The following is a 24,047-nucleotide window of genomic DNA, read 5'->3' on the forward strand; positions in this document are numbered from 1 at the left end:
GGTTGACGCGCACTAAGGTGACCCTTAGTTTGTGGGGGTAACTTTCCTGTGGAGGTGGTCGTGGCCGGATCCGGTGTCCCCACGCGCGTGGCGCGCGTCGGTGGGCGCCCGCCGCTCATCGCGGTGTCCGACATCGTCGCCGCGGGACGCGACCTCGGCATGCGCGACCTGAGCATCAACGCCGTGGCCGCTCGTCTCGGGGTGTCGGCGACCGCACTGTACCGCCACATCAGCGGGCGCTGGGAGCTCGAACGCCTCGTCGGAGAGAGTCTGCTGGCCGAGCTCGAGTTCGTCGACGATCCGGCCGGATCCGTCGAAGACCACCTGCTGGCCTTCGGGGTCTGCCTGCACCGCTACACCCTGAACAATCCAGGCCTGGCCACCTACATGCAGGTGCTGTTCCCGCGTGGGGAAGCCGGCGCCAAGCTGCTGGCCGACGAGGTCGCCGCGCTGGGCAGGCGGGGCTACACCGCCGAGGGCGCGGCGCTGCTGAGCAGTTCGGTGGCGGTGCTGGCCATCGGACTGGCGGCCCAGCACGAGCTCAAGGCCGAGGCCAGCGGCGGCGACGAATTCGTCCTTGAGCGCGATGCCGCCGCTCAACGCCTGGCCGGTGACGTCGCGCTGGGGCCGGTGCACACCGCGGGAATGCAACTGAGCAGCCCGCAGTATCTGGAACTTCTGATGAACGGGCTGATCCGGGGGCTACTGACGTTCGTGACGCCCGGTAGGCCGATTACCGACATCGTGGCGGATCTGACCGCCAGGGGAGGGGACCTCTGATGGCACGCGGATTTCAGGGAGTGATGATGCGCGGCTTCGGCGCGCGCGATCACCAGGCAACGGTGGTGGAGACCACCTACCTGACGCCGAACATGCTGCGATTGCGCATGGTGTCACCGACGGTGTTCGACGACGCCGTCGCCGAACCGACGTCCTATCTGAGGTTCTGGGTTCCCGACCCAGACGGCTCGAAGACCGAGTTCCAGCGGGGCTACACCATGTCCGAGATGGAACCCGAGACCGGGCATTTCTCGGTTGACGTGGTGCTGCACGAACCGTCGGGGCCGGCGTCCAAGTGGGCCAGGACCGCCAAGCCGGGCGACACCATCCCCGTGATGGCCCTGGGTTCGCCGGGATTCACCGTGCCCGACGACCTGCCCGCCGGCTATCTGCTGATCGGTGACGCGGCGGCCATACCGGCGGTGAACGGGATCATCGGCGCGCTGCCACAGGACATTCCGATCGAGGTCTATCTCGAGCAGCACGACGAGAATGACCTGCTGATCCCCATCGCCGAGCACCCGCGGCTGCGGGTGCACTGGGTCGAGCGTCGCGACACGACATCGCTGGCCGCCGCGATCGAAGCCCGGGACTGGTCGGACTGGTACTGCTGGGTGACGCCGGAAGCCGGCTCGCTGAAGCATCTGCGTACGCGGTTGAAGGATGAGTTCGGCTTTCCCAAGTCCGAGCTGCACGCCCAGGCTTACTGGACCGAGGGCCGGGCGATGGGCACCGATCGCACCGAGGAAAATCCGGAAGCCAAGGCAGAGGCCAAGCCCGAATCTGCCGCGGCCGAAACCGCTGTCGCCGAACCTGTTTCCGCGGCGGCCGCGGCTACGCCCGCACGCGGCACCTGGCGGGCACAGGGTGCCGGACGGTTGTTGTCCCCGCTGAAAACCCCGCTGATCGTGTCAGGTGTGCTGCAGGCGATCATCACCCTGATCCAGCTCGCCCCGTTCGTGCTCCTGGTCGAGCTGGCGCGGCTGCTGTTGGCCGGTGCCGAGGAATCCCGGTTGTGGACACTGGGATTGACCGCGGTCTGGCTGCTGGGCCTCGGCGCACTGCTGGGCGCCGGGCTGCACCCTGTGGCTGCATCGCCTCGACGCGCAGTTCGCCCGTGAGCTGCGGACCCGGCTGCTGACCAAGATGTCGCGGCTGCCGCTGGGCTGGTTCACCGCACGTGGGTCGGGCTCGATCAAGCAACTCGTGCAGGACGACACCTTGTCGCTGCATTATCTGGTGACGCACGCGATCCCGGATGCCGTTGCCGCGGTGGTGGCCCCGGTGGCGGTGCTGGTCTACCTGTTCACCGTCGACTGGCGGCTGGCCCTGGTCCTGTTCATCCCGGTGCTCACCTACGTGGTGTTGATGTCGGTGATGACCATCCAGTCCGGTGCCAAGATCGGTCAGGCGCAACGCTGGGCCGACCGGATGAGCGGCGAGGCCGGCGCCTACCTCGAAGGCCAGCCCGTCGTCCGGGTGTTCGGCGGTGCCGCATCGTCGAGCTTCCGTCGCCGCCTCGACGAGTACATCGGCTTCCTGGTCGGCTGGCAGCGTCCCTTCACCGGCAAGAAGTCGCTGATGGACCTGGTCACCCGGCCCGGCACCTTCCTGTGGCTGATCGCCGCCGTCGGCACCCCGATGATCATCGGCGGCTCGATGGATCCGGTCGACCTGCTGCCGTTCCTGTTGCTGGGCACCACATTCGGGGTGCGGCTGCTGGGCGTGGGCTACGGGCTGGGCGGAATCCGCGGCGGCATGCTGGCCGCCCGGCGCATCCAGAACGCCCTCGACGAGGCGGACCTCGCCCTGCTGGAGAACGAGGACGAACCGGGCGCTCCGGGTGCGGTGCTGTTCGACGGGGTGACCTTCGGCTACCGGCCGAGTGTCCCGGTGATCAAGGACGTGTCGCTGACCTTGCGCCCGGGCACCGTGACCGCGCTGGTCGGCCCATCGGGATCGGGAAAGTCCACGCTCGCCGCGTTGCTCGCCCGCTTCCACGACGTCGACTCGGGATCGATCCGGCTGGACGGCAAGGACATCCGGTCGTTGTCCGCCGACGAGTTGTATCGCCGCATCGGCTTCGTGCTGCAGGAAACCCAGCTCGTGGCCGGGACCGTCGCCGAGAACATCGCGCTGGCCGACCCGGAGGCCGACCCCGCACGGATCGAACAGGCCGCGCGTGATGCCCAGATCCACGAACGCATACTGCGGCTGCCCGAGGGGTATCAGACGGTGCTCGGTGCGGCTTCGGCGTTGTCCGGCGGTGAACGGCAACGGCTCACCATCGCCAGGGCCATCCTGGCCGACACCCCGGTACTGATCCTGGACGAGGCCACGGCCTTCGCCGATCCGGAATCGGAATACCTTGTGCAGCAGGCACTCAACCGGCTGACCAAGGACCGGACCGTACTGGTGATCGCCCACCGGCTGCACACCATCACCCACGCCGACCAGATCGTGGTGCTCGACGACGGACACATCGCCGAAACCGGCACGCATGACGAACTGCTGGCCGCAGGCGGGAGATACCACCAGCTCTGGCAGACCGGGCAGTCGCTGCACCCCGGCGACGCCGTCACGGCAGGAGAGGCCGCACGATGATCCGCACCCTGATCGCCCTCATCCCGGCCAACCGCCGCGGCAAGGTCGGCATCTACACCGCACTCACACTGGTGTCCGTGGTGATCCGTGCGGCAGGCACGGTGCTGCTGATTCCCCTCGTGGCAGCGTTGTTCAGCGACGCGCCGCGCGACGCGCTGCCGTGGCTCGGCTGGCTGACCGCCGCGACCGTCATCGGCTGGATCGTCGACACCGCGACCTCGCGGCTCGGATTCGATCTCGGCTTCGCGCTGCTCGACCACACCCAGCACGACGTGGCCGACCGGCTGCCCGGCATCCGGATGGACTGGCTGGGTGGCGACGGCGGCGCGAACACCGCCAATGCCCGCCAGGCCATCGCCGCCACCGGACCCGAACTGGTCGGCATGGTGGTCAACCTGCTGACCCCGCTGATCGGCGCGATTCTGCTGCCCGCGGCCATCGCGCTTGCCCTGCTGGTCATCTCGGTCCCGCTCGGGTTGGCCGCGCTGGCCGGCGTGGTGATTCTGCTCGGGGCGTTCTGGGCCTCGGGCCGGCTGAGCCGCAAGGCAGACGGGGTGGCCGACGAGACCAACCGGGCGTTCACCGAACGCATCATCGAGTTCGCCCGCACCCAGCAGGCGCTGCGCGCGGCCCGACGGGTCGAGCCGGCCCGCAGCATGGTCGGCGACGCGTTGGCCGCGCAGCACGGTGCCAGTATGCGACTGCTGCTGATGCAGGTGCCGGGGCAGCTGCTGTTCAGCCTGGCCAGCCAGCTGGCCCTGCTGATCCTGGCCGGGATGGCCACCTTCCTGACGGTGCGCGGCACCCTCGGTGTACCCGAGGCGATCGCGATGATCGTCGTCGCCGCGCGCTATCTCGAGCCGTTCACGTCACTGTCGGAGCTGGCCCCGGCGATCGAATCCACCCGGGCCACACTCGACCGGATCCGCGCGGTGCTGGACGCCCCGGTGATGGTCACCGGAACGGCCACGTTGACCGGGGACAGCGCGCCCCGGATCGAATTCGACGGTGTCACTTTCGGTTACGGCAACACCCCGGTGCTGCAGGACGTCAGCTTCGTCCTGGAGCCCGGCGGCACCACCGCCATCGTCGGGCCGTCTGGCTCGGGCAAGAGCACCATCCTGTCGCTCATCGCGGGGCTGCACCAACCGAGCGCCGGGCGGGTGTTGATCGACGGCGTCGACACGGTCCAGATGGACACCGAAACGCGCAGGGCGGCAACGAGTGTGGTCTTCCAGCATCCCTACCTGTTCGACGGGACGATCCGGGACAACATCCTGGTCGGCGATCCGGATGCCGATGCCGAGCAACTCGCCACCGCGGCGCGGCTGGCTCGCGTGGACGAGTTGACCGGGCGGTTGCCCGACGGGGACGGCACCAAGGTGGGTGAGGCCGGCACGGCACTGTCCGGCGGCGAGCGGCAGCGGGTCAGTATCGCGCGCGCCCTGGTCAAGCCGGCGCCCGTGCTGCTGGTGGACGAGGCGACCAGTGCCCTGGACACCGAGAACGAGGCGGCGGTGGTCGATGCCCTGACCGCCGATGAGCGGTCGCGGACCCGGGTGATCGTCGCGCACCGGCTGGCAAGTATCCGGCACGCGGACCGGGTGCTGTTCCTCGACGGCGGACGGATCGTCGAGGACGGCAGCATCGACGAACTGCTGGCCGCGCATGGACGCTTTGATGAGTTCTGGAACCAGCAGCGCGAGGCCGCGGACTGGCAGATCACGCACTAGGTGTTCTTCACGGGTAGGTTGTGAACGCGTAGGCGCTCGATTGGTGTCATTCCGCCGATGCCGGTGTGGGGTCGGTGGTGATTGTAGTGATGCAGCCAGTGCTGGTAGGTTCCGGCGCGTTCGGCCTCAGAGCGGTAGGTCTGCGCATAGGCCCATTCGGTGGTCAGGGTGCGGTTGAATCGCTCGACTTTGCCGTTGGTCTGTGGCCGGTAGGGCCGGGTCCTCTTGTGGGTGATGTCGGGGCCGAGCGCTTCAGCGAAATTCTTTGACCGGTAACAGGATCCATTGTCGGTCAACACTCGTTTGACGGTGATGCCGTGGTCGGCGAAGAACGCGTTGGCGCGTTTCCAGAATCCCGCGGCGGTTTCTTTGCGTTCGTCGGTGAGGTCCTCGGAGTAGGCCAGCCGGGAGTGGTCATCAACGGCGTGGTGCAAGAACGTGTATCCCATGCCGCAGCGGTTGCGCCGGCCGGCTTGGCGACCCAGCTTGCGATGGCCGCCCCCGTCGGGGATGCGGCCCAGTTTCTTGACGTCGACATGGACCAAGTCGCCGGGAGCCGGGTGCTCATAGCGGCGGGGTTTGGGCCGGCGTACCGGTAACCCGGTGTTTTGGTCCAGGTGCCGCAGCAATGGCATCCGGTAGCGGCGCAGCACCGCCTCAACGGTCGAGCGTGGCAGGTGCAGGTAAGCGGCGATGCGATGTGGGCCCCAGCGCCGGGTGAAGCGCAGGTTGACGATGCGCCGCTCACGTCGTTTCGGCAACCGCAACGGACTGCGATGCGGCCGGCTGGGCCGGTCTACCATCGCTGCTTCGCCACCGTCGCGATAACGGTCGGCCCATTTCTTGGCTGTGGCCACCGAACATTGGAACCGCTCAGCCGCGCGCCGCAAACTCCAGCCCTGATCAACAACCGCCTGCGCAAGCCGCAACCGCCCACGAGGAGTCAACGAAGCATTAGCGTGGACCATGAGGACCTCTCGGTAATCGGATGTGCGTATTTGGTAACCACACCGATACCGGAGGTCCTCACCTACTTCCGCTCACCACGCCGTTCACAACCTGTCTGGGAGTTACAACTAGGGCGCTGCGACGCGAACCGCGTGCTAGCCGATCGGATAGTTGAACTGAACCTACTGTAACCATTACAGTTGGGCGTCCCAGAGTGACATCGGGGCAGGTTGCCTATCCGGCCGGAGGTCATGTTGACGACGTCGCAGGTGGTGTTCGACCCGTTTTCGGCGGACTTCTTCAACGGTCCGTACGAGACGTATCGGCGCATGCGGGAGGAAGCGCCGGTCTATTACAGCGCCGAGTACGACTTCTATGCGCTGACCAGACATGCCGATGTGTCCCTCGCGTTCAAGGACTTCGAGACGTACTCGTCGGCGTACGGGGTCGACCTCGCCATGGTGCGGACCGGGCAGAAGGTCCCGGCGAAGATGATCATCTCGATGGATCCGCCCGAGCACCGGCACATGCGCAGCCTGGTCAACAAGGTGTTCACACCGAGGGCCATCAGTGCCCTGCAGGACATGGTGTCGCAGCAGATCGACCGCTATCTCGCGGGCGTCGATCCACAGGAATTCGATGTGGTCGCCGACTTCTCGGCGTTCTTCCCCGTCGAGGTCATCACCGCGATGCTCGGGGTCCCCGCGGAGCTACGCCAGCAGGTGCGGCTGTGGATCGACGAGCAACTGCACCGCGAGCCGGGTCAGATCGAGGTTTCCGAGGCCGGCGTCGAGGCGATGGCCCAGACCTGGCTGATGTACTACGACCTGATCAAACAGCGCCGCGCCGAGCCGCGTGACGACATGATCAGCAGGTTGATCTCCGCCGAGATCGTGCGTGAGGACGGCGAGCTGACCAGCCTGCGCAATTCTGAAATCGCCGGATTCGCCACCCTTCTCGGCGGTGCCGGAGCGGAGACGGTGACCAAGCTGGTCGGCGCGGCCGTGGTGATGTTCGGCCGCCACCCCGAACAATGGCAGCGCCTGCGCGAGGACCGCGGCAAGATCCCGGCCGCGATCGAGGAACTGCTTCGCTACGAGGCCCCGGCCCAGTACAACGTGCGTCGCTCGCAGCGGGAGATTCACCTGCACGGCGTGACGATTCCCGAGGGCAAGCCGGTGTTCCTGGTCGGCGGCTCGGCGAACCGTGACCCCGACGCGTGGACGGACCCCGACACGTTCGACATCGACAGGGACCGCACCGAAGCCCAGAACCTCGGATTCGGATACGGGATCCACAGCTGCCTCGGCGCGGCGCTGGCCAGGTTGGAATGCGGCATCGCCCTGGACCGGCTCCTCGACTTCATGCCCCGCTACGAGGTGGCCTGGGACCGGTGCGAACGGGTGAGCATGCAGAACGTCGCCGGGTGGGCGCATGTGCCGGTGCGGGTGCTGCGATGAGAGGCGAGAAGAGCTGCGGCGCCGTGGGATACCGCATGCACGTGATGGCCCGCGATGCCGCGGAACTGGCCGTCAACGCCGGGGGACTGATCGTCGACCGGATGATGAGCGGTTGGCGGGTCAGCGTGCAGCTCCTCGAGAACGCCGACGCGCCCGGGGACACTCGCCCGGTCCAGATCCTCGGCGCCGAGCTCGTCGACGCGGCGACATCGCCGGGGCTCCCGGACGAGGAACAGTGTGTACTTGTCATGGGTGCCGACGCGTATGCGCGCGCGATTTCCGGTGACGGCCAACAGCTTCCGTCCGGGTACGTGGAGGCCCTGGTCTGGGGAGAATCGCCGGATCCGGCCCATCTGTTCGGGCACAGCCTGAGCGCGGCCGCACGGGCCTTCAAAACCCTGGCCGTCACCGCTGCCTGCATCTCTGCCGACGAGGTGTCCGCCGCCGAGGCCTTCACATCGGTGAACGCACAGGGCGGCGGCGTACCTCTCCGCGCCTGACGGGTCAGGCCTTGCTGAGCTGCTTCTGCTCGTAGAGACGGGCCCACTCCGCGCGCGGACGGATCGAGGTGTCGACATCGGTCGCGTTGGCGCGCAGCGCGCCGACGGTGGCCTGATCACGCGCGGTGTGCTTGAACGGATCCCAGCTGAAGAACCGGGCCGAGTTCTGCCAGGTGATCTTGTTGATGTCGGAATCGCTCGCGCCCGCGGCATTCAGCTCGGCCAGCACCTGCTCGGGCGCATCGGGCCAGAAGCAGTCGCTGTGTGGGTAGTCGCACTCCCAGGCGATGTTGTCGATGCCGATCTCGTGACGCAGCTTCAGCGAGGTCTTGTCGGTCACGTAGCAGGCCAGCGAGTGCTCGCGGAACACATCGCTGGGAAGCTTGTCGCCGAAGTCGCGGCGCAGCCACTTCTGGTTGGTGTAGTGGCGGTCGCTGCGATCGAGATAGAAGGGGATCCAACCGATTCCGCCCTCGGAGAAGGCGAACTTGAGGTCGGGGTAGTTGCGCATCGCCGGGCCCCACAGCAGGTCCTGGGCGCACATGGCCGAGACCTGGGTGGCCAGGATGATCAGGTTGTCGATCGGGGCGTCCTTGGCCATCGAGATCGCGCCGAAGCCCGTGCCGATGTGCAGGCACATCACCACGTTCTCCTCGGACAGGGTCCGCCACACCGGGCCCCAGTAGTCCTCGTCGAAGTAGCTCGGAAGTCCTTCGAGGTGTGGCAGTTCGGGCATGGTGACTGCCCGGCAGCCCTTGGCGGCGACCCGGCGGATCTCGTGGCACATGGCCTCGGGGTTCCACGTCGGCAGGATCGCGATCGGGACGAACCGGCCCGGGTACGACCCGGCCCACTCGTCGATGTGCCAGTCGTTGTAGGCCGACACCATGACCAGCGTCGCCTCTTCGCGGTGCATGTTGAGGTGGCGTGCGGAGAACCCGGTGAAGGTCGGGAAGCACATCGAGGCCAGGATGCCGTTGCGGTCCATGTCGCGGACCCGCTCGTGCACGTCGTACACGCCCGGGCGCATCTCGGCGAACCCGGCCGGGTCACGTCCCCACTCCTCGGCCGGCCACGACACCACGGCGTTCAGCCCGGACACGCCCTGCGGGCGTCCCTGATACATCCATTGGTCTACGCCCTTGTCGTCGGTCACCACGATGGGCGCCTCGGGCTTGTACTTGGCCGGCACGTGGTTGAGGAACATGTCGGGCGGCTCGACGACGTGGTCGTCGATGCTGATCAGGATCAGGTCGTCAGGGCGCATAGTTCAGTAGTACCGTCTAGCAGTGTGACCGTCTCTGCACTTTCGGACAGAGGTTTGACTCAATCGGCCAACCTGTCCCGGCCGGTTATCGAGCTGCGCCGTGGCGGTCGTGCACTGGCCGGCAGCTACCTCTACGAAGGTGACGGGCTGATCACCGGTTGGCACTCCCACGAGGTGCACCAGATCGAGTACGCGCTGCACGGCGTGGTCGAGGTCGAGACCGACGCCGCGCACTATCTGCTGCCGCCACAGCAGGCCGCCTGGATTCCGGCCGGCCTGCAACACCAGGCGGTGATGAACCCCGACGTCAAAACCGTCGCCGTGATGTTCGATCCGCAGTTGATCGCCGATCCGGGGGACCGGGCCAGGATCATCGCGGTGTCGCCGCTGATCCGCGAGATGATGATCTACGGGTTGCGCTGGCCGGTCGACCGTGCCCACGGCGACGACACGTCCGACACGTTCTTCCGGACCTTGGCCAACCTCGTCGCCGACGCGCTCGATCACGAGGCGCCGCTGAGCCTGCCGACCACCGAGCACCCGATCGTGGCCGCCGCGCTGGCCCACACCAAGGAACACCTCGCCTCGGTGACGGCCGAGGACGTCAGCCGGGCCGTGGCCGTGTCCGAACGGACGCTGCGCCGCTTGTTCACCGAGACGATCGGAATCTCGTGGCGGACATACCTTCTGCATGCCCGGATGCTGCGGGCGATGGCATTGCTGGCCGGGCCGGATCAGTCGGTGCAGGCGACTGCGACGGCCGTGGGATTCGAGAACCTCAGCTCGTTCACCCGGTGCTTCAGCCAGTTCTGCGGTGAGACTCCGTCGGCGTATCGGTCTCGCGCCCGTGAGGAGCACCTGGAGCGGCCAACCCGGCCCGCTCGACGCTGAGCAGGCTCTCGGTGTGATGCTCGGCGCGGTAGGCCACGCCGCCGCCGTTGATCCCGAAAAGCCTTTTGCTCCAGAGCAACCAGATCACCGCGGCGAGGTTGATCGCCAGCGCACCGAGCCGCAGGACGGTCACCTTCTCGGTCAGCTCGTAGATCTCCAGCGGCAGGAAGACGCCGGTGGCGACCACCGCGAAGTACTCGCCCCAGCGCTTCATCATCCACAGGCCGGCGGCCTCGACGAACTCGATCAGGGCGTAGGCGGCCACCCCGACGGCGATCCACAGCAGGGTGGTCGGCGACAACGTGAAGGCCTCACCGATGTGCCGGATGATCTTGGAATCGTCGATGTTCCAGCCGATTTGATCGGCCAGCGGACGCATCAGCGGAATGTCCTTCTCGAATGCGTCCTGCAGCTCACTGCGGGACGCACGGACCTTGAGGATGCCCGCGGCCAGCAGGACGAGGACGATTCCGCGCACGGCCCGCTCGGCGGCCAGCAGCCGCATCAGGGTGCGGTCGCGCAGCAGCCGCCCACGAGGGATCTCCGGTGCGGTGTCGGCAGGCCCGTGACCGCGCGGCGGGCCGACGACGAACGTCTCGCACCGCAGGCAGCGCCATGCCTCCCCGACCGGGGTGTCCACCCGCAGCCGGTCGCGTAGCTCGGGTTCGTCGGGGGCGAACGTCGCGTGCCCGCGCAACCCGCATGACCGCAGGGCGAAATCCACCATGCCAGCACCGTAACGGTGCGCGGTGCGCTAGGCCCGGCAGCTGAGCTCCATGCTGTCGCTGTCGCGCGCGAGGAAGTTGACGCTGACATATCCGTTCGACGGATCCCGGACCCGATCCAGGTAAGGCTGGGTGTCGGCCATCGACGTGTTGTCGGCGACCACCAGGGCGCCGGTGGTCAGCTGAGGCTCCAGGAGCTGCAGCACGGGGAGATAGAGCTCCTTCCAACCGTCGAGGAGGACGAACCCGATGTCGCCGCTCACCGACTTCAGTGTCTCCAGCGCATCGCCCTCGAGCACGGTGATGACGTCGTCGAGGCCGGTCTCGGCGAACGTCTGCTTGGCCGCCGCGATCTTGGCGGTGCTGAGCTCGGTGGTGAAAACCCGCCCAGAACCGTTGTCGCGTACGGCAGATGCCAGGTGCAGTGCCGAGAGCCCGAACGACATCCCGAACTCGACCACGACCGCAGGCTTGGTGGCCCGCACCAGCGAGTACAACAGGCGGCCGGCCTCTGGGGTCACCGGCATGTAGATGTCGCTGAGCGCATCGGCACGCTCCTGCGCGCTGGCATTGGAGAGGTCGGCGAACCGGCGGGCGCCGTCCTCACGCATTTTCGAGAACTGTTCCGCGGACGCGGTGTACATGCGGTCCAGGGCCCGTGCGACCCTGTCATCGTTAAGGGTAGTCATGCTAATGAAACTACGCGGAGAGGCTGAGAATGGGTCGGCTACAAATCCTGGGCGCGGCGATTGCGCTCGTCGTCGCGACCCTGCCGGCGCCGCCGGCGGCCGCGGGCGGTTACCGCTCCATCACGCTGACCTTCGTCCGGCACGCACAGTCGGCGGGCAACGCCTCGGGACTGATCGACAGCTCGACCCCGGGCCCGTCGCTCACGGACCTGGGCCGGACGCAGGCCGTCGCCAGCGCGCAGCGGCTCGCGCCCCACCACTACGACGGCATCTTCGCCTCGACCATGGTCCGGACCCAACAGACCGCCCAGCCCATGGCGGACACCCTGCGCGAGCCGATCACCGTGCTGCCCGGGCTCCATGAGGTCGAGGCAGGCGTCTACGAGGGCCAACCCGAGGCGAGCGCGGTCCAGACGTACTTCGCGGCGCCGGAGCAGTGGTTGCGCGGCGACCGGAGTGCGCGGATACCCGGTTCGATCGACGGCAACGAGTTCGACGCCCGGTTCGACGGGGCGGTGCAGCAGATCTACGACAGCGGCGACGACAAACCCGTCGCGTACTCGCACGGCGCCGCGATCATGTTGTGGGTCCAGATGAACATCGGCAATCCCAATCCCCAACTGCTCATGCAACACCCGCTGGACAACACCGGCTATGTCGTCATCAAGGGCAATCCGACAGACGGCTGGACCCTGACCGACTGGGACGGGGCCGGAAGCTAGCTGCCGATGTGACCTGCCGGTCATAGACTGCCGAAATGCGGTGCCCGTCACGTCTGGCTCGAACCGCGGCCGGGCGCGGATACTGTGTGCCAAGGCAATCGCAGATGGGAGCGGGGCTATGAGGTTTCGGTTGTTGCCATACGTGACCGTCGAGGTCGACGACCGAGTGCGGCTGCGGGCACGCAGGGCCGGCGAGCGGCTCCGGGTCAACCTCAGGGCCTACCTGCGCAGTGCCGCCGACGAGGTCGAGACTGCCAGCGGCCGGGTCCGCGACCTGTGCGACAACGCGGTGAACCGCGTCGACCTGGCAGTCGCCAACGTCAACGACAAGATCGCCCCCGAGCCGCCGGCCGACCCCGCAGGATCCACCGACGAGCCCCCGAAGCGGCATCTGCAGGTTGTCTAGATCCCGGTACAACCCCGAGCGGCGCGCCAACCGTCAGCGCTCTACGGTTGGAGGGCACTGGCCTTCTCCCCTCTAGAGGGGGCCGACACACTGGCCCGAAAGGGGTTGACGAGGCTTGCTCGGCAACAGTCTTGCGGTGCTGTTCGCCCTGTGCGCAGCGGTCTTCGCGGCTGTCGGCATCGTGGTGCGACAGCGCGCCACCATGGACGTTCCGCCCGAGAAGGGTGTCAGCACAGTCATGCTGCGCACACTGCTGCGCCGCAGGTTGTGGTGGGCGGGAACCGCGTCCGCGGTGGCCGGGTACGCGTTCCAGGCGCTGGCGCTCGGATTCGGCTCGCTGCTGCTCGTCCAACCGGTGCTCGTATCGGCGTTGTTGTTCGCGCTTCCGCTCAGCGCCCGGCTGGCCCACCGCCGGGTCAGTCGTGCCGAATGGCTCTGGGCCCTGCTGCTGACCGGGGCGCTGACCGTGTTCGTCGCGCTGGCCAGGGCCAGCACCGGAACCTATGGGGTGTCGGTGGCCACCACGGTCACCGTCGTCGTGGTGTGCGCGGCGGCGGTCGGACTGTGCGTCCTGGCCGCCACCCGGAGCACGAACTGGCGTCGCGCGGTGCTGCTGGCGCTTGCGGTGGGCGTGATGTTCGGGGTGGTCGCGGTGCTGACCAAGATCGTGATGCACACGATCGCCGTGGACGGTGTCCTCGCCGTGCTGACCACGCCCGCCCTGTATCTGGTGGTGACGCTCGGGGTCGTCGCGACGCTGCTGCAGCAGTCGGCGTTTCACGCCGGATCGTTGCAGACCTCGGTGCCCACCATGCTGGTACTCGAGCCCGTGGTGGCGGTGGTGCTCGGCTCTGTCGTATTGGGTGAGCACCTGTCGATCACCGGTTGGGAACCGGTGGCCCTGTCCGTGGCGATCGGCGCCATGGCCGCAGCCACCATCGCACTGGGCCGTGACGAGGGCGCCTACGAGGAGAAGCTCGAGGCCGAACTGGAGATCAAGGCGGCCGATCGCTAGGTTTTCGGCGGGTTTCGCCCGAACGCCCTGCGCAGGTCCTTTTCGTCACCTTCCAGGTGACCCGCGTCGATCGCCTGGTCGACCGTGATCGCGCCGGCGGCGAGGGCGACCACGGTGTCCGGCGATGCGCTCAAGACCGTGCTCGGTCGCGGATCGAGGTCGGCGGTGGCGTGAGGACCGGTTTGATCGATGCGGAGATCGATGAGGTACCCGTCGACCTCGAGGCCGACGGAGACCGGCGGATCCGCCGTCGCGCCCTGCAGGAGCGCGGGGATCGCGAGGACGAGCCAGCGCGGGTGGAAGACATCGTCGCCACGGCCTGACGCCAGGAGCGGCGCACCCCACCGGCCCAGCGCTTCCATCGGTTCGCGTAATTCGGAACCCCAACGCGTGAGGGTGTAGACGACCCCTGATTCGGCAAGTCGGCGCTCAAGGATCCCGCTGCCTTCCAGGCTCCTCAACCGCTCCGTGAGCAGGTTCGTGGCGATTCCGCCGAGCGAGCCTTTCAGTTCGCTGTATCGCAGGGGACCGGGTAGCAGTTCTCGCACGATCAACAGGTTCCAGCGGTCTCCGACGACGTCGAGCGCCCGTGCCAGGGCGCAGAACTGGCCGTAAGAGCGTGGGGCAATACGCTTGACTTCATCCATCGTGGTTGATTTTATAAAGTGCACTACATCGCCGCAAGGGTTTGTTTCGGTCAACCAACAGTCAGGATGGCTTGGGATGCAGATCAATTGGCTCGGTGTCGCGCTCGCCCTGATCGTGGGCATGGTGGTCGCCGGCGTCTGGTACGGGAAGCTGTTCGTCGAGATCTGGTGGAATCTGACCGGCATCACGCCGGAGCAGTCCAAGGCGGCCGGCAAGCGGAACATGATCCAGCTGTTGATCGCCAACGCGGTCACCGCGATAGGGCTTGCTGCCGCGGTCGACGTGACCGCTTCGGCAACCGGGATCCACTCGGTGTGGCTCGCACTCGCCGTCGGGTTCGCAGCATGGCTGACGTTCTCGGCGACGACGCTCCTTCAGCACAACGCGTTCGAACTCAAGCCACCGAAGCTGACAGTCATCAACACCGCGTATCAGCTCGCGCTGTTCCTCGCGATGAGCTTCGTGATCGGGCTCTTCTAGCGCAGGCCCTACGGGTTGATCGTGTTCTCGCCGATCTGGCGGCCCCACACGTACTCGGACACCAGGGGCTGGCCGAGTTCGAAGTGGTTGTACGGCGCGATCGAGGCACCGATGTCCATGACCAGATACGGGGCCGGCCACAGATCCTTGGTGACCGGCTGCCAGCAGCCGGGCCGGCCCTCGGGCCCGCCGGTGAGATTCACGCGGGGCAGGTTGTCCGGGTAGACCCACGGGTTGGGCGCGCCGACCAGGAAGTCCTGCAGCTCGAACCCGTAGCCGTTGCGGGTCTGCTGGGCGAATTTCGGGGCGGCCTGGGCATAGTTGCGGATCATGCAGTGCAGCGCCGGGCTGTTGCGGTCGAACATGGCGCTGACCGGCAGCAGGTCCTGGGCGCCGCGGACCAGATACGGCCCGCCGCGCTCGAAGATGTCGCCGCCGGTGTTGCCGAAGCCGACCGCCGCCACCAGGGCCTGGTCCAGGTTCCCGCGCTGCTGGTTCAGCGTGCGGGCGGTGGTGACCGCGTTGCTCAGGCCGTCGAACAGGTCCGGGGCCGCGTTGGCGTAGACCTCGCCCAGGTCGGCCAGTCCGGAGATGTCGCGGCGGATCTGGGGCATGCGCGGGTTGAGGTCGCCCAAGATGTCGTTGCCGTTGACGATCGACTGGCCGAACTTGTCGCCGAGGCCGTCGAGGGCCTGGGCGGTGGCGGTCAGGGTCTCGTTGAGCTTGATCGGGTCGATCTGTTCGGAGATCGCGGTGATGGTCTCGAACAACGTGTTGAACTCCGTGGTCACACCCTTGGCGCGGATGGGCGTGTCGGGAGAGATCCGCTGCGGCGACGGATTGTCCGGGGCGACGAACGAGATGTACTTGTTGCCGAACACCGTGGTGGCCTTCAGTTCGGCGGTCACGTTCTCCGGGATGAGCTTCAGGTACTTGGGCTTGATGTCCAGGGTCAGCTCGGCCTGCTGCTCGCCGTCGACCTCAGCCACGTTCACGGCGGTCAGCCGGCCGATGGGCACCCCGTTGAAGGTGACCTTCGAGCCCGGGTCCATCGACAGGCCGGATCGGTTGGACAGCACGGTGAGCTGCGTCTTTTCTTCGAAAGCACCCCGGAACTGCATCCACGTCAACACCAGCACCGCGACCAGCAGAATGGCCATGCCCGCGCACGCGGACTTGTACGGCGGGTCGTACCGCCAGTGCTTGAACCGCTGTTCGAAGCGGTCCCGCAGTGTCGCGGTGGATGAGGCCACGCGCAAACCTCCGAATTATTGACGCAGCCAAAAAACTAAGTTCAGCAAACTGTCCCAAAAGACCAGAGATAAGTGCAACTACCGAGGCCCCGGTGCGGCGAAGATCAAACCGCCGGTACCAGGAGACCCCCGTCACAGCGTAGGCGCTGATCAGGTATTACGACCGCCGTTCACGCCGACGATCTGGCCGGTGATGTAGCCGGCTTCTTCTGAAATCAAAAATGAACACGTGGCGGCAATGTCCTCGGGCTTGCCCATTCGGCGCACTGGCGTGGCCTTGATGGTGTCGCGAATGTCGCCGAGTTCGCCTCGGGATTCCGCGGCGCGCAGCATCGGCGTGTCGATGAAACCCGGCGGTACGGCGTTGACGGTGATCCCGGCCGGACCGAATTCCAGCGCCAGCGACTTGGTCAGCCCGTTGACGGCGGACTTGGCGGCCACGTAGTCGGACATGTACGGGACACCGGAGTGCGTGCTCGACGACGAGATGTTGACGATGCGGCCCCAGCCGGCCTCGATCATGTCGGGCAGGGCGGCCTGCACGACATGGAAGACGCCGTTGAGATTGACGTCGATGACCTTCTGCCAGCGCTCGAAGGTGAGGTCGGTGAACGGTGTGAAATCGCTGAGACCGGCCGAATTGACCAGGATCGTGACGGGGCCCAACTGCTCGCGGACCGCCTTGAAGACCGCATCGACCTGGGCCCGGTCGGTGACGTCGGCGGCGTAGGAGTACTCGGCGCCGGTCGAATTGAGGTCGAGCGTGGCGACCCGGTATCCGTCGGCGACGAGGCGGTCGGTGATCGCCTTGCCGATTCCGGACGCGCCTCCGGTCACCAGCGCTGTCTTCTGCTGCGGGGTGGTCATGGGAGTTCCTTTCGGTAATTCATTTGAATATCAATCGTTTTCGTCAGCGCCGGGGAGCCCGCAGGCCGAGGGTGCGGCGCGCCGCGTCGATCAGGTAGCCGGAGAGGTCCTCATCGGAGGTGTCCTCGCCGGCGACGCCCGCGCCGCCGGCGATACCGGAGAACACCATCGCGGCCTTGACCGTCCCGGCCGGGCCCGGATCGACATCGGTCAGCAGCGCCATCTGCCTGTTGATCACGCCGTCCCATTCCGGCCGGTTCCGCAGCGCCTCGTTCACGCTCGGATCGCTGGCCAGAACCGACACCAGGGCGCGGTTGTGGACCGCCAGTTCGGCGTAGCCGCGCACCATCTGATCGGCACGGCCGGCTGCGCTGCGCTGTCCCTCGGCTTCTTCGATCACGGTCTGTAGCCGGGCCAGGAACGGTTCGACCACCGCGCCCAACAACTGTTCGCGGGTGCGGAAGTGGTAGTAGATCGCCGCCTTGGTGAACCCCAGCTCGTCGGCGATCATCTGCAGCGATGTGCCGGCGAAGCCGTGCCGGGTGATCAGCCGGACGGCGGCCTCGACGAGCCGCTCGCGGGTGGCCACTTCCTGCATTCCGCCCTCCCTCCGTGTGCATTCTTAGCCGATCTACTTTACGATCGTAAAGTACGTTACTAGTCGATCGTAAAGCAGATCGGCATGTTGGAAGGACTGCGCGGATGCTGACGCCGTTGCCTGCAGAGGATTGGGACGATCAGGCGCGTGAGGCGCTGGCCTCCACGGTGCCGCCGGAGCGGCGCAACCCCGACAACGCGGGCAACGCGCTCTCGACCCTGGTCCGCCATCCGGTCCTGGCAGGCGCGTTCCTGCCGTTCAACACCTACCTGCAGAAGGACTCCACGCTGCCTGAGCGCATTCGCGAACTCGTGATCCTGCGGACCGCGTACCACCACGGTTGTGTGTACGAATGGGGACATCACAGCGCGATGGCCACGCAGGTCGGGCTCACCGAGGACGATGTCGAGTCGACCCGAAGTGGCTCAGCAGCAGACGAATTCGATCAGGCCGTGCTCGATGCGGTAGACGAGTTGCACGCCGGCTCGCGGATCTCCGCGCAGACCTGGGAGCGCCTGGGACTGCGGCTCGACGACCAGCAGCGGATGGACCTGATGTTCACCTTCGGTGGTTACAGCACGCTGGCTTTCGCCCTCAACACCTTCGACGTCCAACTCGAGGACGGCGCGGGCACCGACGAGTTCTACGCCTCGATGGGGAGCTGAGATGACTGACAACCGGGATTTCTTTCGCGACGAGAGCCTCGTGCCCGACCCCTATCCGTTCCTGGCCGGGCTGCGGGAGCGTTGTCCGGTGCAGCGGGAACCGCATCAGAACGTGGTGATGGTGACCGGCTACGACGAGGCCGTCGCGGTGTGCGGCGACCCTGCGACGTTCTCCTCGGCCACCTCGGTGACCGGGCCGTTTCCCGGATTTCCGGTCGCGCTGGAGGGACATTCCGATCAAGAGGTCAGCGATCTCATCGACAGGCACCGTGACGAACTGCCGATGAGCGACCAGATCACCACGTTCGACCCGCCCACCCACACCGAGCACCGCGCGCTGTTGATGGGGCTGATCACGCCGAAGCGCCTCAAGCAGAACGAGGACTTCATGTGGCGGCTGGCCGATCAGACACTGGAGCCCTACCTGACCCGCGGTGGCGGCGAGTTCATCTCCGAATTCGCCGGTCCGTTCACGCTTCTGGTGATCGCCGACCTGCTCGGTGTCCCGGAGGACGACCGCGACGAGTTCGCGGCCCGGATGGGTGGGCACGATCAGGCCGGCATCGGCAGCACCGCCGAGCAGTCCGTCCAGCAGAATCCGCTGGAGTACCTGTACGAGAAGTTCTCGGCCTACATCGCCGAGCGCCGGGCGAACCCGCGTGCGGACACCCTCGCCGAGATGGCCGCAGCGAAGTTCCCGGACGGCTCGACCCCGGAGGTCATCGACGTGGTGCGGTTGGCCGCCAACCTCTACCTGGCCGGCCAGGAAACCACGGTGCGGCTGCTGAGTTCCGCGCTCAAACTGCTTGCCGAACGCCAGGATCTACAGGATCTGCTGCGTGCCGAACCCGCCAGGATCCCGAATTTCATCGAAGAGGCGTTGCGGTGGGAGAGCCCCATCAAGGGTGACTTCCGGCTGGCGCGCAGCGCGGCCACGATCGGCGGGGTCGACGTGCCGGCCGGGGCCACGCTGATGGTGTGCAACGGTGCGGCCAACCGGGACCCGCGCCAGTTCGAAGACCCGGACACCTTCGACGTCGACCGCCCGAATGCCCGCAGGCACATCGCGTTCGGGCGCGGTGTGCACTCCTGTCCCGGTGCGCCACTGGCGCGGGCCGAGGCCCGGGTGTGCCTGGAGCGAATCCTGGCCCGCACCAGCCAGATCCGGCTGTCAGAAACCGAACACGGCCCGGAAGGCGACCGCCGGTTCGACTACGTCCCGACCTACATCCTGCGTGGCCTGACCGTCCTGCACCTCGAGGTCACCCCGCGATGAAGGTCCGCGTCGACGACGACCGCTGCCGTGGACACGGGGTCTGTGTGGCGGTGTGCCCGGACGTGTTCACCCTGACCGACGGTGGTTACGCGGAGGCACTCGTCGACGATGTGCCGCCTGAACTGGCCTCCGAGCTGCCCGAAGCGGTCACCGGGTGCCCGGAGCACGCGATCACGCTCGGCTAAACCGCTTTGCGCACCCGGGCGGCGGCAGCGTCGGGCATCGGCTCGTAGCGGGCGAACCCCCGCGTGAAGGCCCCGGCGCCGTGCGAGAGCGACCGTAGGTCGATCGCATAGCGGGTCAGTTCCACCTCGGGAATCTCGGCCTTCACCACGGTCCGGCCCTCGTCTGCCTTGTCGGTACCGAGCACCCGGCCGCGGCGGCCGGCCAGATCGCTCATCACCGCACCCACCAGATCGTCGGGCACCACCACGGTCACGTCGTCGATCGGCTCGAGCAGGTTCACGCCCGCGGACGCGGCCGCCTCGCGCAGCGCGAGCCCGCCGGCCATCTGGAACGCGAAATCCGAGGAGTCGACGCTGTGGGACTTGCCGTCCACCAGCGTCACCCGGATGTCGACGACGGGGTACCCGTCCCCGTGGTCGCCGGCCATGCCCTTCTCCATCTGGGCCCGCACACCCTTCTCGACGCTCGGGATGAACTGGCGCGGTACGGCTCCGCCGACGACCTTGTCGACGAACTCGAATCCGCTGCCCTCTGGCAGCGGCTCGACCTCGATGTCGCACACCGCGTACTGGCCGTGCCCGCCGGACTGTTTGACGTGCCTGCCATGTCCTTTTGCCTTGCCGCCAAGCGTTTCCCGCAGCGGCACCCGCAGCTCGACGGTGTCCACCGACACCCCGTAGCGCCGCGACAGGCCGTCGAGCACCACCCCGGCGTGCGCCTCACCCATGCACCACAGCACGATCTGGTGGGTTTCGGGATTCTGCTCGATGCGCAGGGTGGGATCTTCGGCGGCCAGCCGCTGCAATCCGACCGAGAGCTTGTCCTCGTCGGTCTTGGCGCGGGGCTGCACCGCGATGGGCAGCAGCGGATCGGGCATCGTCCACGGCCGCAGCACCAGCGGATCGGCCTTGTCGCTGAGGGTGTCACCGGTCTCGGCGTGACTGAGCCGGCCGATCGCACAGATGTCCCCGGCCACCACCGACGGAGCCGGGCGCTGCTGCTTGCCCAGCGGGAAGGACAGGGTGCCGATGCGCTCGTCCTCGTCATGGTCGGCATGCCCGTGCGACCCGGCCGGTGTCACCGACCCGTTGAACGCAGAAAAATGGCCCGACACATGCACGGTGGCGTCGGGCCTGATGGTGCCGGAGAACACCCGGACCAGGCTGACCCTGCCGACATAGGGATCCGACGTCGTCTTCACCACCTCGGCCAGCAGCGGACCCGACGGATCGCAGGCCATCGGCTTGCGGGCGGCGCCACTGGCTGCGAACACCTCCGGCAGGCGGTGTTCGGGCGGTGACGGGAAGCCGCGGGTCGCGATCTCCAGCAGTTCCAGCGTGCCGACCCCGGATCCGCTGCACACCGGGATCACCGGGAAGAACGAGCCGCGGGCCACGGCCTTCTCCAGGTCGGCGATCAACACGGACTCGTCGATCTCCTCGCCGCCGAGGTAGCGCTCCATGAGCGTCTCGTCCTCGGATTCCTCGATGATCCCCTCGATCAAAGAGCCCCGCAGTTCGGCGATCTGATCGTCGTAGGCGCCGTCGGGCGACCGGGTGCTGCGGGTGCCGCCGCTGTAGCAGTAGTACGTGCGGGTGAGCAGGCCGATCACGCCGTCCCCGGCGGGGAAGTACAGCGGCGCCACCTTGTCACCGAAGGCCTGCTGGGCGCCGGCCAGGGCATTGGCGTAGTTGGCCCTGGCGTGGTCGAGCTTGGTGATGACAACGGCACGTGGCATGCCGACCGCCGCGCATTCCTGCCACAGCGACTTCGTCGGCTCGTCGACGTTCTCGTTGGCCGCGATGACGAAGAGTGCGCAGTCGGCGGCACGGAGCCCGGCGCGCAGCTCCCCGACGAAATCGGCGTATCCGGGGGTGTCGATCAGGTTGACCTTGATCCCGTTGTGCTGCAACGGAGCCAGTGCCAGGCCGACCGAGCGTTGCTGACTGACCTCGGCATCGTCGAAATCGCACACCGTCGACCCGTCCACCACCGAGCCCGCCCGGGTCAGCACGCCCGCGGCGACCAGGAGCGCCTCCACGAGCGTGGTCTTGCCCGCACCCGACGGGCCGACCAGCACCACGTTGCGGATGGCGGCCGGACTGTCCGCGGTGGGGACAGCCCCGTTGCCGGCTGAGTGCGTCTTGTCCGCCATGGCATTCCTCCTGGTGTCCTGTTCTCCACCATTCCCTGATGTGACCTACGACACAAGTCCCGCAGGGCCGGTGATCAGACCTGCCAGGAGGACCAGTGGGTGACGTCGACGGTGATCACCGGACCGTTCAGCGCAATGCGCTCGTACTGCGGGTATTTCGCGCGCAGCAGGCCGTAACCGGTGGCCATCGCGTCACCGCTGTGATGGACCGCGGCCCGTCCGTCGGCCCGTACCCACCACAGGTGCGCCCACTCGTCGGTGTAGTGGTCGACGAGCAGGCTGACCCGGCCGTCGCCTTCGATGTTGGCCAGCCGCCGCAGCCGTTGGGTGGACTTCGGTTTCGCGTCGACCGCGGTGTAGATGGTGGCCGCGGCGTGCGGGTCGGCAGGCACGTGGACCGCGAACACCACCGGCACCAGGTGTGGTGCGCCGTCGGCGCCCAGCGTCGCGAGCACCGCACAGGGTGCGCCTGCGAACTGGGCGATGGCGTCGAGCCCGGACATGGCCCCAGGGTAGGCGCACTCCGTTGGGCGGAGGCCTCAGTTGCGGGGATGTCGCGGCTGCGGGGCCACGCTGATCGGCGAGCGGGTGACCGGAGTCCGGGTGACGCCGATCTCGGGCTTCTTGGTCTCGGTGGGCCGGTGGGTGGGGCGGTACACCGGGGCCTGCTGGGTCTCAGGAGGTGGGGCGGGTGGTGGTTCCGGGGGAGCGGGCGGCACGCCCACCCGCAGCGACGGCGACGGTGTGGGAGCCGTGGCCGACGGCCGGGGTGACGGTGACGTGGCCGGCTCCTGGCCGGCCGGTGAATCTCTCAGCAGCAAGAGCACACCCGAGACCACGATGGCGCCTGCGGCCACGGCGGCGGCGAGCATGGCGATCATCGCCGGTCGGGTGCGGTACCAGGGCACCGGTGGCGGCTTGAAGCTCCAGCCGTCGAGGTCGAAGCCGCCTCCGGGACCGGGAACAGACATCACGCGATGCTAACGCCCGTCGCGATAGGGTGCCGGTGCGCGCTTGGAGACCATCGGAGGAATTGGCAATGATCGCATCCCGGATCGCGACGGTATCCGCCCTCGCCGCGTCGGCACTCATCGCGGTGGGCCTGGCAGCGTGCGCGCCGCCGGAGAAGGGCGCCGCCGGTGGCAACACCGACACCGGGGTCAAGGTCGCCGAGGCCAAGTCGGCAGCCGATTTCGGCGGGATGGACAAGCTCGTCGAGGCGGCCAAGGCCGAAGGCGAACTCAATGTGATTGCGTTGCCCCCGGATTGGGCGAACTACGGCGCCATCATCAAGGCCTTCTCGGACAAGTACGGAATCAAGGTCAACTCGGCGCAGCCCGACGGTTCCAGCCAGGAGGAGATCAACGCCGCCAACCAGCAGAAGGGCAAGAGCACCGCGCCCGACGTGTTCGATCTGGGACAGTCGGTCGCGCTCGCGAACACGTCGATGTTCGCGCCCTACAAGGTGGCCACGTTCGGCGACATCCCGGAGAAGCTCAAGGACCCCGACGGCACCTGGGTCAACGACTACGGCGGCTTCATGTCCATCGGGTACGACTCGACCAAGGTTCCGCCGATCACCTCCGTCGAGGACCTGCTCAAGCCCGAGTACCACGGCAAGGTCGCGCTCAACGGCGACCCGACCCAGGCCGGCGCCGCATTCGCCGGGGTGCTGATGGCAGCGGTGGCCCAGGGTGGATCGGCCGATGACATCGCGCCCGGAGTCGAGTTCTTCGCAAAGCTCAACGAAGCGGGCAACTTCCTGCCGCTCGACCCGACCCCGGCCACCATCGCATCGGGACAGACGCCCGTGGTGATCGACTGGAACTACCTCAACGGCACCGAAAGTCAGAAGGTCCCCGGCTGGCAGGTGATCGTTCCCCACGAGGCGCTGGTCGCCGGCTACTACTACCAGGCGATCAACAAGGACGCGCCGCATCCGGCGGCGGCCCGGTTGTGGCAGGAGTTCCTGTTCAGCGACGAGGGGCAGAACCTGTACGCGCAGGGCGGCGTTCGCCCGGTCCGCGCCGACAAGATGATCCTGGCAGGCACCGCCGACCGCGCGGCGTTCGGCCAGCTGCCCCCGATCGACGGCCCGGTGACCGTCGCGAGCCAGGCCCAGACCGACACCGCCAACAAGTATCTGGCCGACAACTGGGCCAAGGCGATCGGCTGAGTT

Annotated in this window: 24 protein-coding genes and 1 pseudogene; 14 read left to right on the forward strand and 11 right to left on the reverse strand. The window is 67.3% G+C overall.

Going from position 1 to position 24,047, the window contains the following annotated elements; all coding sequences use genetic code 11:
• The first annotated feature begins 60 nt into the window (after positions 1-60).
• The 3 genes and pseudogenes from ACNQVK_RS05560 to ACNQVK_RS05570 all read left to right on the forward strand — a co-directional run bounded on the left by ACNQVK_RS05560 (position 61) and on the right by ACNQVK_RS05570 (position 5,117).
• Positions 61-780 (forward strand): TetR/AcrR family transcriptional regulator, encoded by a 720-nt coding sequence (locus tag ACNQVK_RS05560; RefSeq protein ID WP_418028731.1) that lies wholly within the window; start codon positions 61-63, stop codon positions 778-780.
• A pseudogene (locus tag ACNQVK_RS05565) lies at positions 780-3,384 on the forward strand (ABC transporter ATP-binding protein/permease). The gene ACNQVK_RS05560 and the pseudogene ACNQVK_RS05565 overlap by 1 nt, the downstream one beginning before the upstream one ends.
• A complete protein-coding gene (locus tag ACNQVK_RS05570) occupies positions 3,381-5,117 on the forward strand; it encodes an ABC transporter ATP-binding protein (RefSeq protein WP_418028732.1) in 1,737 nt (578 codons plus the stop codon). The pseudogene ACNQVK_RS05565 and the gene ACNQVK_RS05570 overlap by 4 nt, the downstream one beginning before the upstream one ends.
• On the opposite strand, the gene ACNQVK_RS05575 is transcribed toward ACNQVK_RS05570, so the two are convergent.
• Positions 5,114-6,085, reverse strand: a complete 972-nt coding sequence (locus tag ACNQVK_RS05575; protein WP_043988055.1) for an IS481 family transposase — start codon at positions 6,083-6,085, stop codon at positions 5,114-5,116. The genes ACNQVK_RS05570 and ACNQVK_RS05575 overlap by 4 nt on opposite strands.
• Before the next feature lie 231 nt (positions 6,086-6,316).
• Here ACNQVK_RS05575 and ACNQVK_RS05580 point away from each other — a divergent pair, with 231 nt between their 5' ends.
• Positions 6,317-7,525: a cytochrome P450 gene (locus ACNQVK_RS05580; RefSeq protein ID WP_418028733.1), complete on the forward strand. Its 1,209-nt coding sequence runs from the start codon at positions 6,317-6,319 to the stop codon at positions 7,523-7,525.
• The gene (locus ACNQVK_RS05585) at positions 7,522-8,025 is read left to right on the forward strand and encodes a hypothetical protein (protein WP_418028734.1); all 504 of its coding nucleotides are present in this window, start codon (positions 7,522-7,524) and stop codon (positions 8,023-8,025) included. The genes ACNQVK_RS05580 and ACNQVK_RS05585 overlap by 4 nt, the downstream gene beginning before the upstream one ends.
• A 4-nt stretch (positions 8,026-8,029) precedes the next feature.
• Here the strand turns inward: ACNQVK_RS05585 and ACNQVK_RS05590 are convergent, their stop codons facing one another.
• Positions 8,030-9,292, reverse strand: a complete 1,263-nt coding sequence (locus ACNQVK_RS05590; RefSeq protein ID WP_418028735.1) for an amidohydrolase family protein — start codon at positions 9,290-9,292, stop codon at positions 8,030-8,032.
• 24 nt (positions 9,293-9,316) lie between these two features.
• Here ACNQVK_RS05590 and ACNQVK_RS05595 point away from each other — a divergent pair, with 24 nt between their 5' ends.
• Positions 9,317-10,183 (forward strand): AraC family transcriptional regulator, encoded by an 867-nt coding sequence (locus ACNQVK_RS05595; protein WP_418028736.1) that lies wholly within the window; start codon positions 9,317-9,319, stop codon positions 10,181-10,183.
• Here the strand turns inward: ACNQVK_RS05595 and ACNQVK_RS05600 are convergent.
• On the reverse strand, positions 10,092-10,910 hold the full coding sequence (locus tag ACNQVK_RS05600; RefSeq protein ID WP_418028737.1) for a DUF2127 domain-containing protein: 819 nt from the start codon (positions 10,908-10,910) through the stop codon (positions 10,092-10,094). The two genes, ACNQVK_RS05595 and ACNQVK_RS05600, sit on opposite strands and share 92 nt — an antisense overlap.
• Before the next feature lie 27 nt (positions 10,911-10,937).
• Entirely contained in the window at positions 10,938-11,597 is a 660-nt protein-coding gene (locus tag ACNQVK_RS05605; protein ID WP_418028738.1) for an O-methyltransferase, read from the reverse strand.
• Positions 11,598-11,626: 29 nt separating this feature from the next.
• Here ACNQVK_RS05605 and ACNQVK_RS05610 point away from each other — a divergent pair, with 29 nt between their 5' ends.
• The 3 genes from ACNQVK_RS05610 (at position 11,627) to ACNQVK_RS05620 (ending at position 13,740) form a co-directional block, all read left to right on the forward strand.
• The gene (locus ACNQVK_RS05610; RefSeq protein ID WP_418028739.1) at positions 11,627-12,319 is read left to right on the forward strand and encodes a histidine phosphatase family protein; all 693 of its coding nucleotides are present in this window, start codon (positions 11,627-11,629) and stop codon (positions 12,317-12,319) included.
• 118 nt (positions 12,320-12,437) lie between these two features.
• Positions 12,438-12,725, forward strand: a complete 288-nt coding sequence (locus ACNQVK_RS05615; RefSeq protein WP_273734125.1) for a hypothetical protein — start codon at positions 12,438-12,440, stop codon at positions 12,723-12,725.
• A gap of 115 nt (positions 12,726-12,840) precedes the next feature.
• A complete protein-coding gene (locus ACNQVK_RS05620) occupies positions 12,841-13,740 on the forward strand; it encodes a DMT family transporter (protein ID WP_418028740.1) in 900 nt (299 codons plus the stop codon).
• On the opposite strand, the gene ACNQVK_RS05625 is transcribed toward ACNQVK_RS05620, so the two are convergent.
• Positions 13,737-14,387, reverse strand: a complete 651-nt coding sequence (locus tag ACNQVK_RS05625) for a winged helix-turn-helix transcriptional regulator (RefSeq protein WP_418028741.1) — start codon at positions 14,385-14,387, stop codon at positions 13,737-13,739. The genes ACNQVK_RS05620 and ACNQVK_RS05625 overlap by 4 nt on opposite strands.
• Before the next feature lie 76 nt (positions 14,388-14,463).
• Between ACNQVK_RS05625 and ACNQVK_RS05630 the strand changes: the two genes are divergently transcribed.
• Positions 14,464-14,868, forward strand: coding sequence for a DUF1761 domain-containing protein (locus ACNQVK_RS05630; RefSeq protein ID WP_418028742.1), 405 nt, complete (start codon positions 14,464-14,466; stop codon positions 14,866-14,868).
• Between the two features lie 8 nt (positions 14,869-14,876).
• On the opposite strand, the gene ACNQVK_RS05635 is transcribed toward ACNQVK_RS05630, so the two are convergent.
• From ACNQVK_RS05635 to ACNQVK_RS05645, 3 genes are all read right to left on the reverse strand, one after another.
• Complete coding sequence (locus ACNQVK_RS05635; protein WP_418033979.1) at positions 14,877-16,028, reverse strand: MCE family protein; 1,152 nt, start codon at positions 16,026-16,028, stop codon at positions 14,877-14,879.
• Between the two features lie 243 nt (positions 16,029-16,271).
• Positions 16,272-16,988, reverse strand: a complete 717-nt coding sequence (locus ACNQVK_RS05640; protein ID WP_211156588.1) for an SDR family NAD(P)-dependent oxidoreductase — start codon at positions 16,986-16,988, stop codon at positions 16,272-16,274.
• 43 nt (positions 16,989-17,031) lie between these two features.
• Entirely contained in the window at positions 17,032-17,586 is a 555-nt protein-coding gene (locus ACNQVK_RS05645; protein ID WP_418028743.1) for a TetR/AcrR family transcriptional regulator, read from the reverse strand.
• A 104-nt stretch (positions 17,587-17,690) separates the two neighbouring features.
• Between ACNQVK_RS05645 and ACNQVK_RS05650 the strand changes: the two genes are divergently transcribed.
• Genes ACNQVK_RS05650 through ACNQVK_RS05660 form a run of 3 tightly spaced genes read left to right on the forward strand, consistent with a single transcriptional unit; the run spans position 17,691 to position 19,712 of the window.
• Entirely contained in the window at positions 17,691-18,251 is a 561-nt protein-coding gene (locus tag ACNQVK_RS05650; protein WP_418028744.1) for a carboxymuconolactone decarboxylase family protein, read from the forward strand.
• A 1-nt stretch (position 18,252) separates the two neighbouring features.
• Positions 18,253-19,527: a cytochrome P450 gene (locus ACNQVK_RS05655; protein ID WP_418028745.1), complete on the forward strand. Its 1,275-nt coding sequence runs from the start codon at positions 18,253-18,255 to the stop codon at positions 19,525-19,527.
• Positions 19,524-19,712 (forward strand): ferredoxin, encoded by a 189-nt coding sequence (locus ACNQVK_RS05660; RefSeq protein ID WP_418028746.1) that lies wholly within the window; start codon positions 19,524-19,526, stop codon positions 19,710-19,712. Before ACNQVK_RS05655 ends, ACNQVK_RS05660 begins: the two co-directional genes overlap by 4 nt.
• Here the strand turns inward: ACNQVK_RS05660 and ACNQVK_RS05665 are convergent.
• The 3 genes from ACNQVK_RS05665 to ACNQVK_RS05675 form a co-directional block, all read right to left on the reverse strand.
• Positions 19,709-21,868: an elongation factor G-like protein EF-G2 gene (locus ACNQVK_RS05665; RefSeq protein WP_418028747.1), complete on the reverse strand. Its 2,160-nt coding sequence runs from the start codon at positions 21,866-21,868 to the stop codon at positions 19,709-19,711. The two genes, ACNQVK_RS05660 and ACNQVK_RS05665, sit on opposite strands and share 4 nt — an antisense overlap.
• 74 nt (positions 21,869-21,942) lie before the next feature.
• Positions 21,943-22,371 (reverse strand): TIGR03668 family PPOX class F420-dependent oxidoreductase, encoded by a 429-nt coding sequence (locus ACNQVK_RS05670; RefSeq protein ID WP_418028748.1) that lies wholly within the window; start codon positions 22,369-22,371, stop codon positions 21,943-21,945.
• Between the two features lie 36 nt (positions 22,372-22,407).
• Complete coding sequence (locus tag ACNQVK_RS05675) at positions 22,408-22,839, reverse strand: hypothetical protein (RefSeq protein WP_418028749.1); 432 nt, start codon at positions 22,837-22,839, stop codon at positions 22,408-22,410.
• Positions 22,840-22,907: 68 nt separating this feature from the next.
• Between ACNQVK_RS05675 and ACNQVK_RS05680 the strand changes: the two genes are divergently transcribed.
• Positions 22,908-24,044 (forward strand): ABC transporter substrate-binding protein, encoded by a 1,137-nt coding sequence (locus tag ACNQVK_RS05680; protein ID WP_418028750.1) that lies wholly within the window; start codon positions 22,908-22,910, stop codon positions 24,042-24,044.
• Positions 24,045-24,047 lie beyond the last annotated feature (3 nt).

Origin of the sequence: Mycobacterium sp. 134 (assembly GCF_048282715.1) — a bacterium.
In the GTDB taxonomy this organism is placed as follows: Bacteria; Actinomycetota; Actinomycetes; order Mycobacteriales; family Mycobacteriaceae; genus Mycobacterium; species Mycobacterium septicum.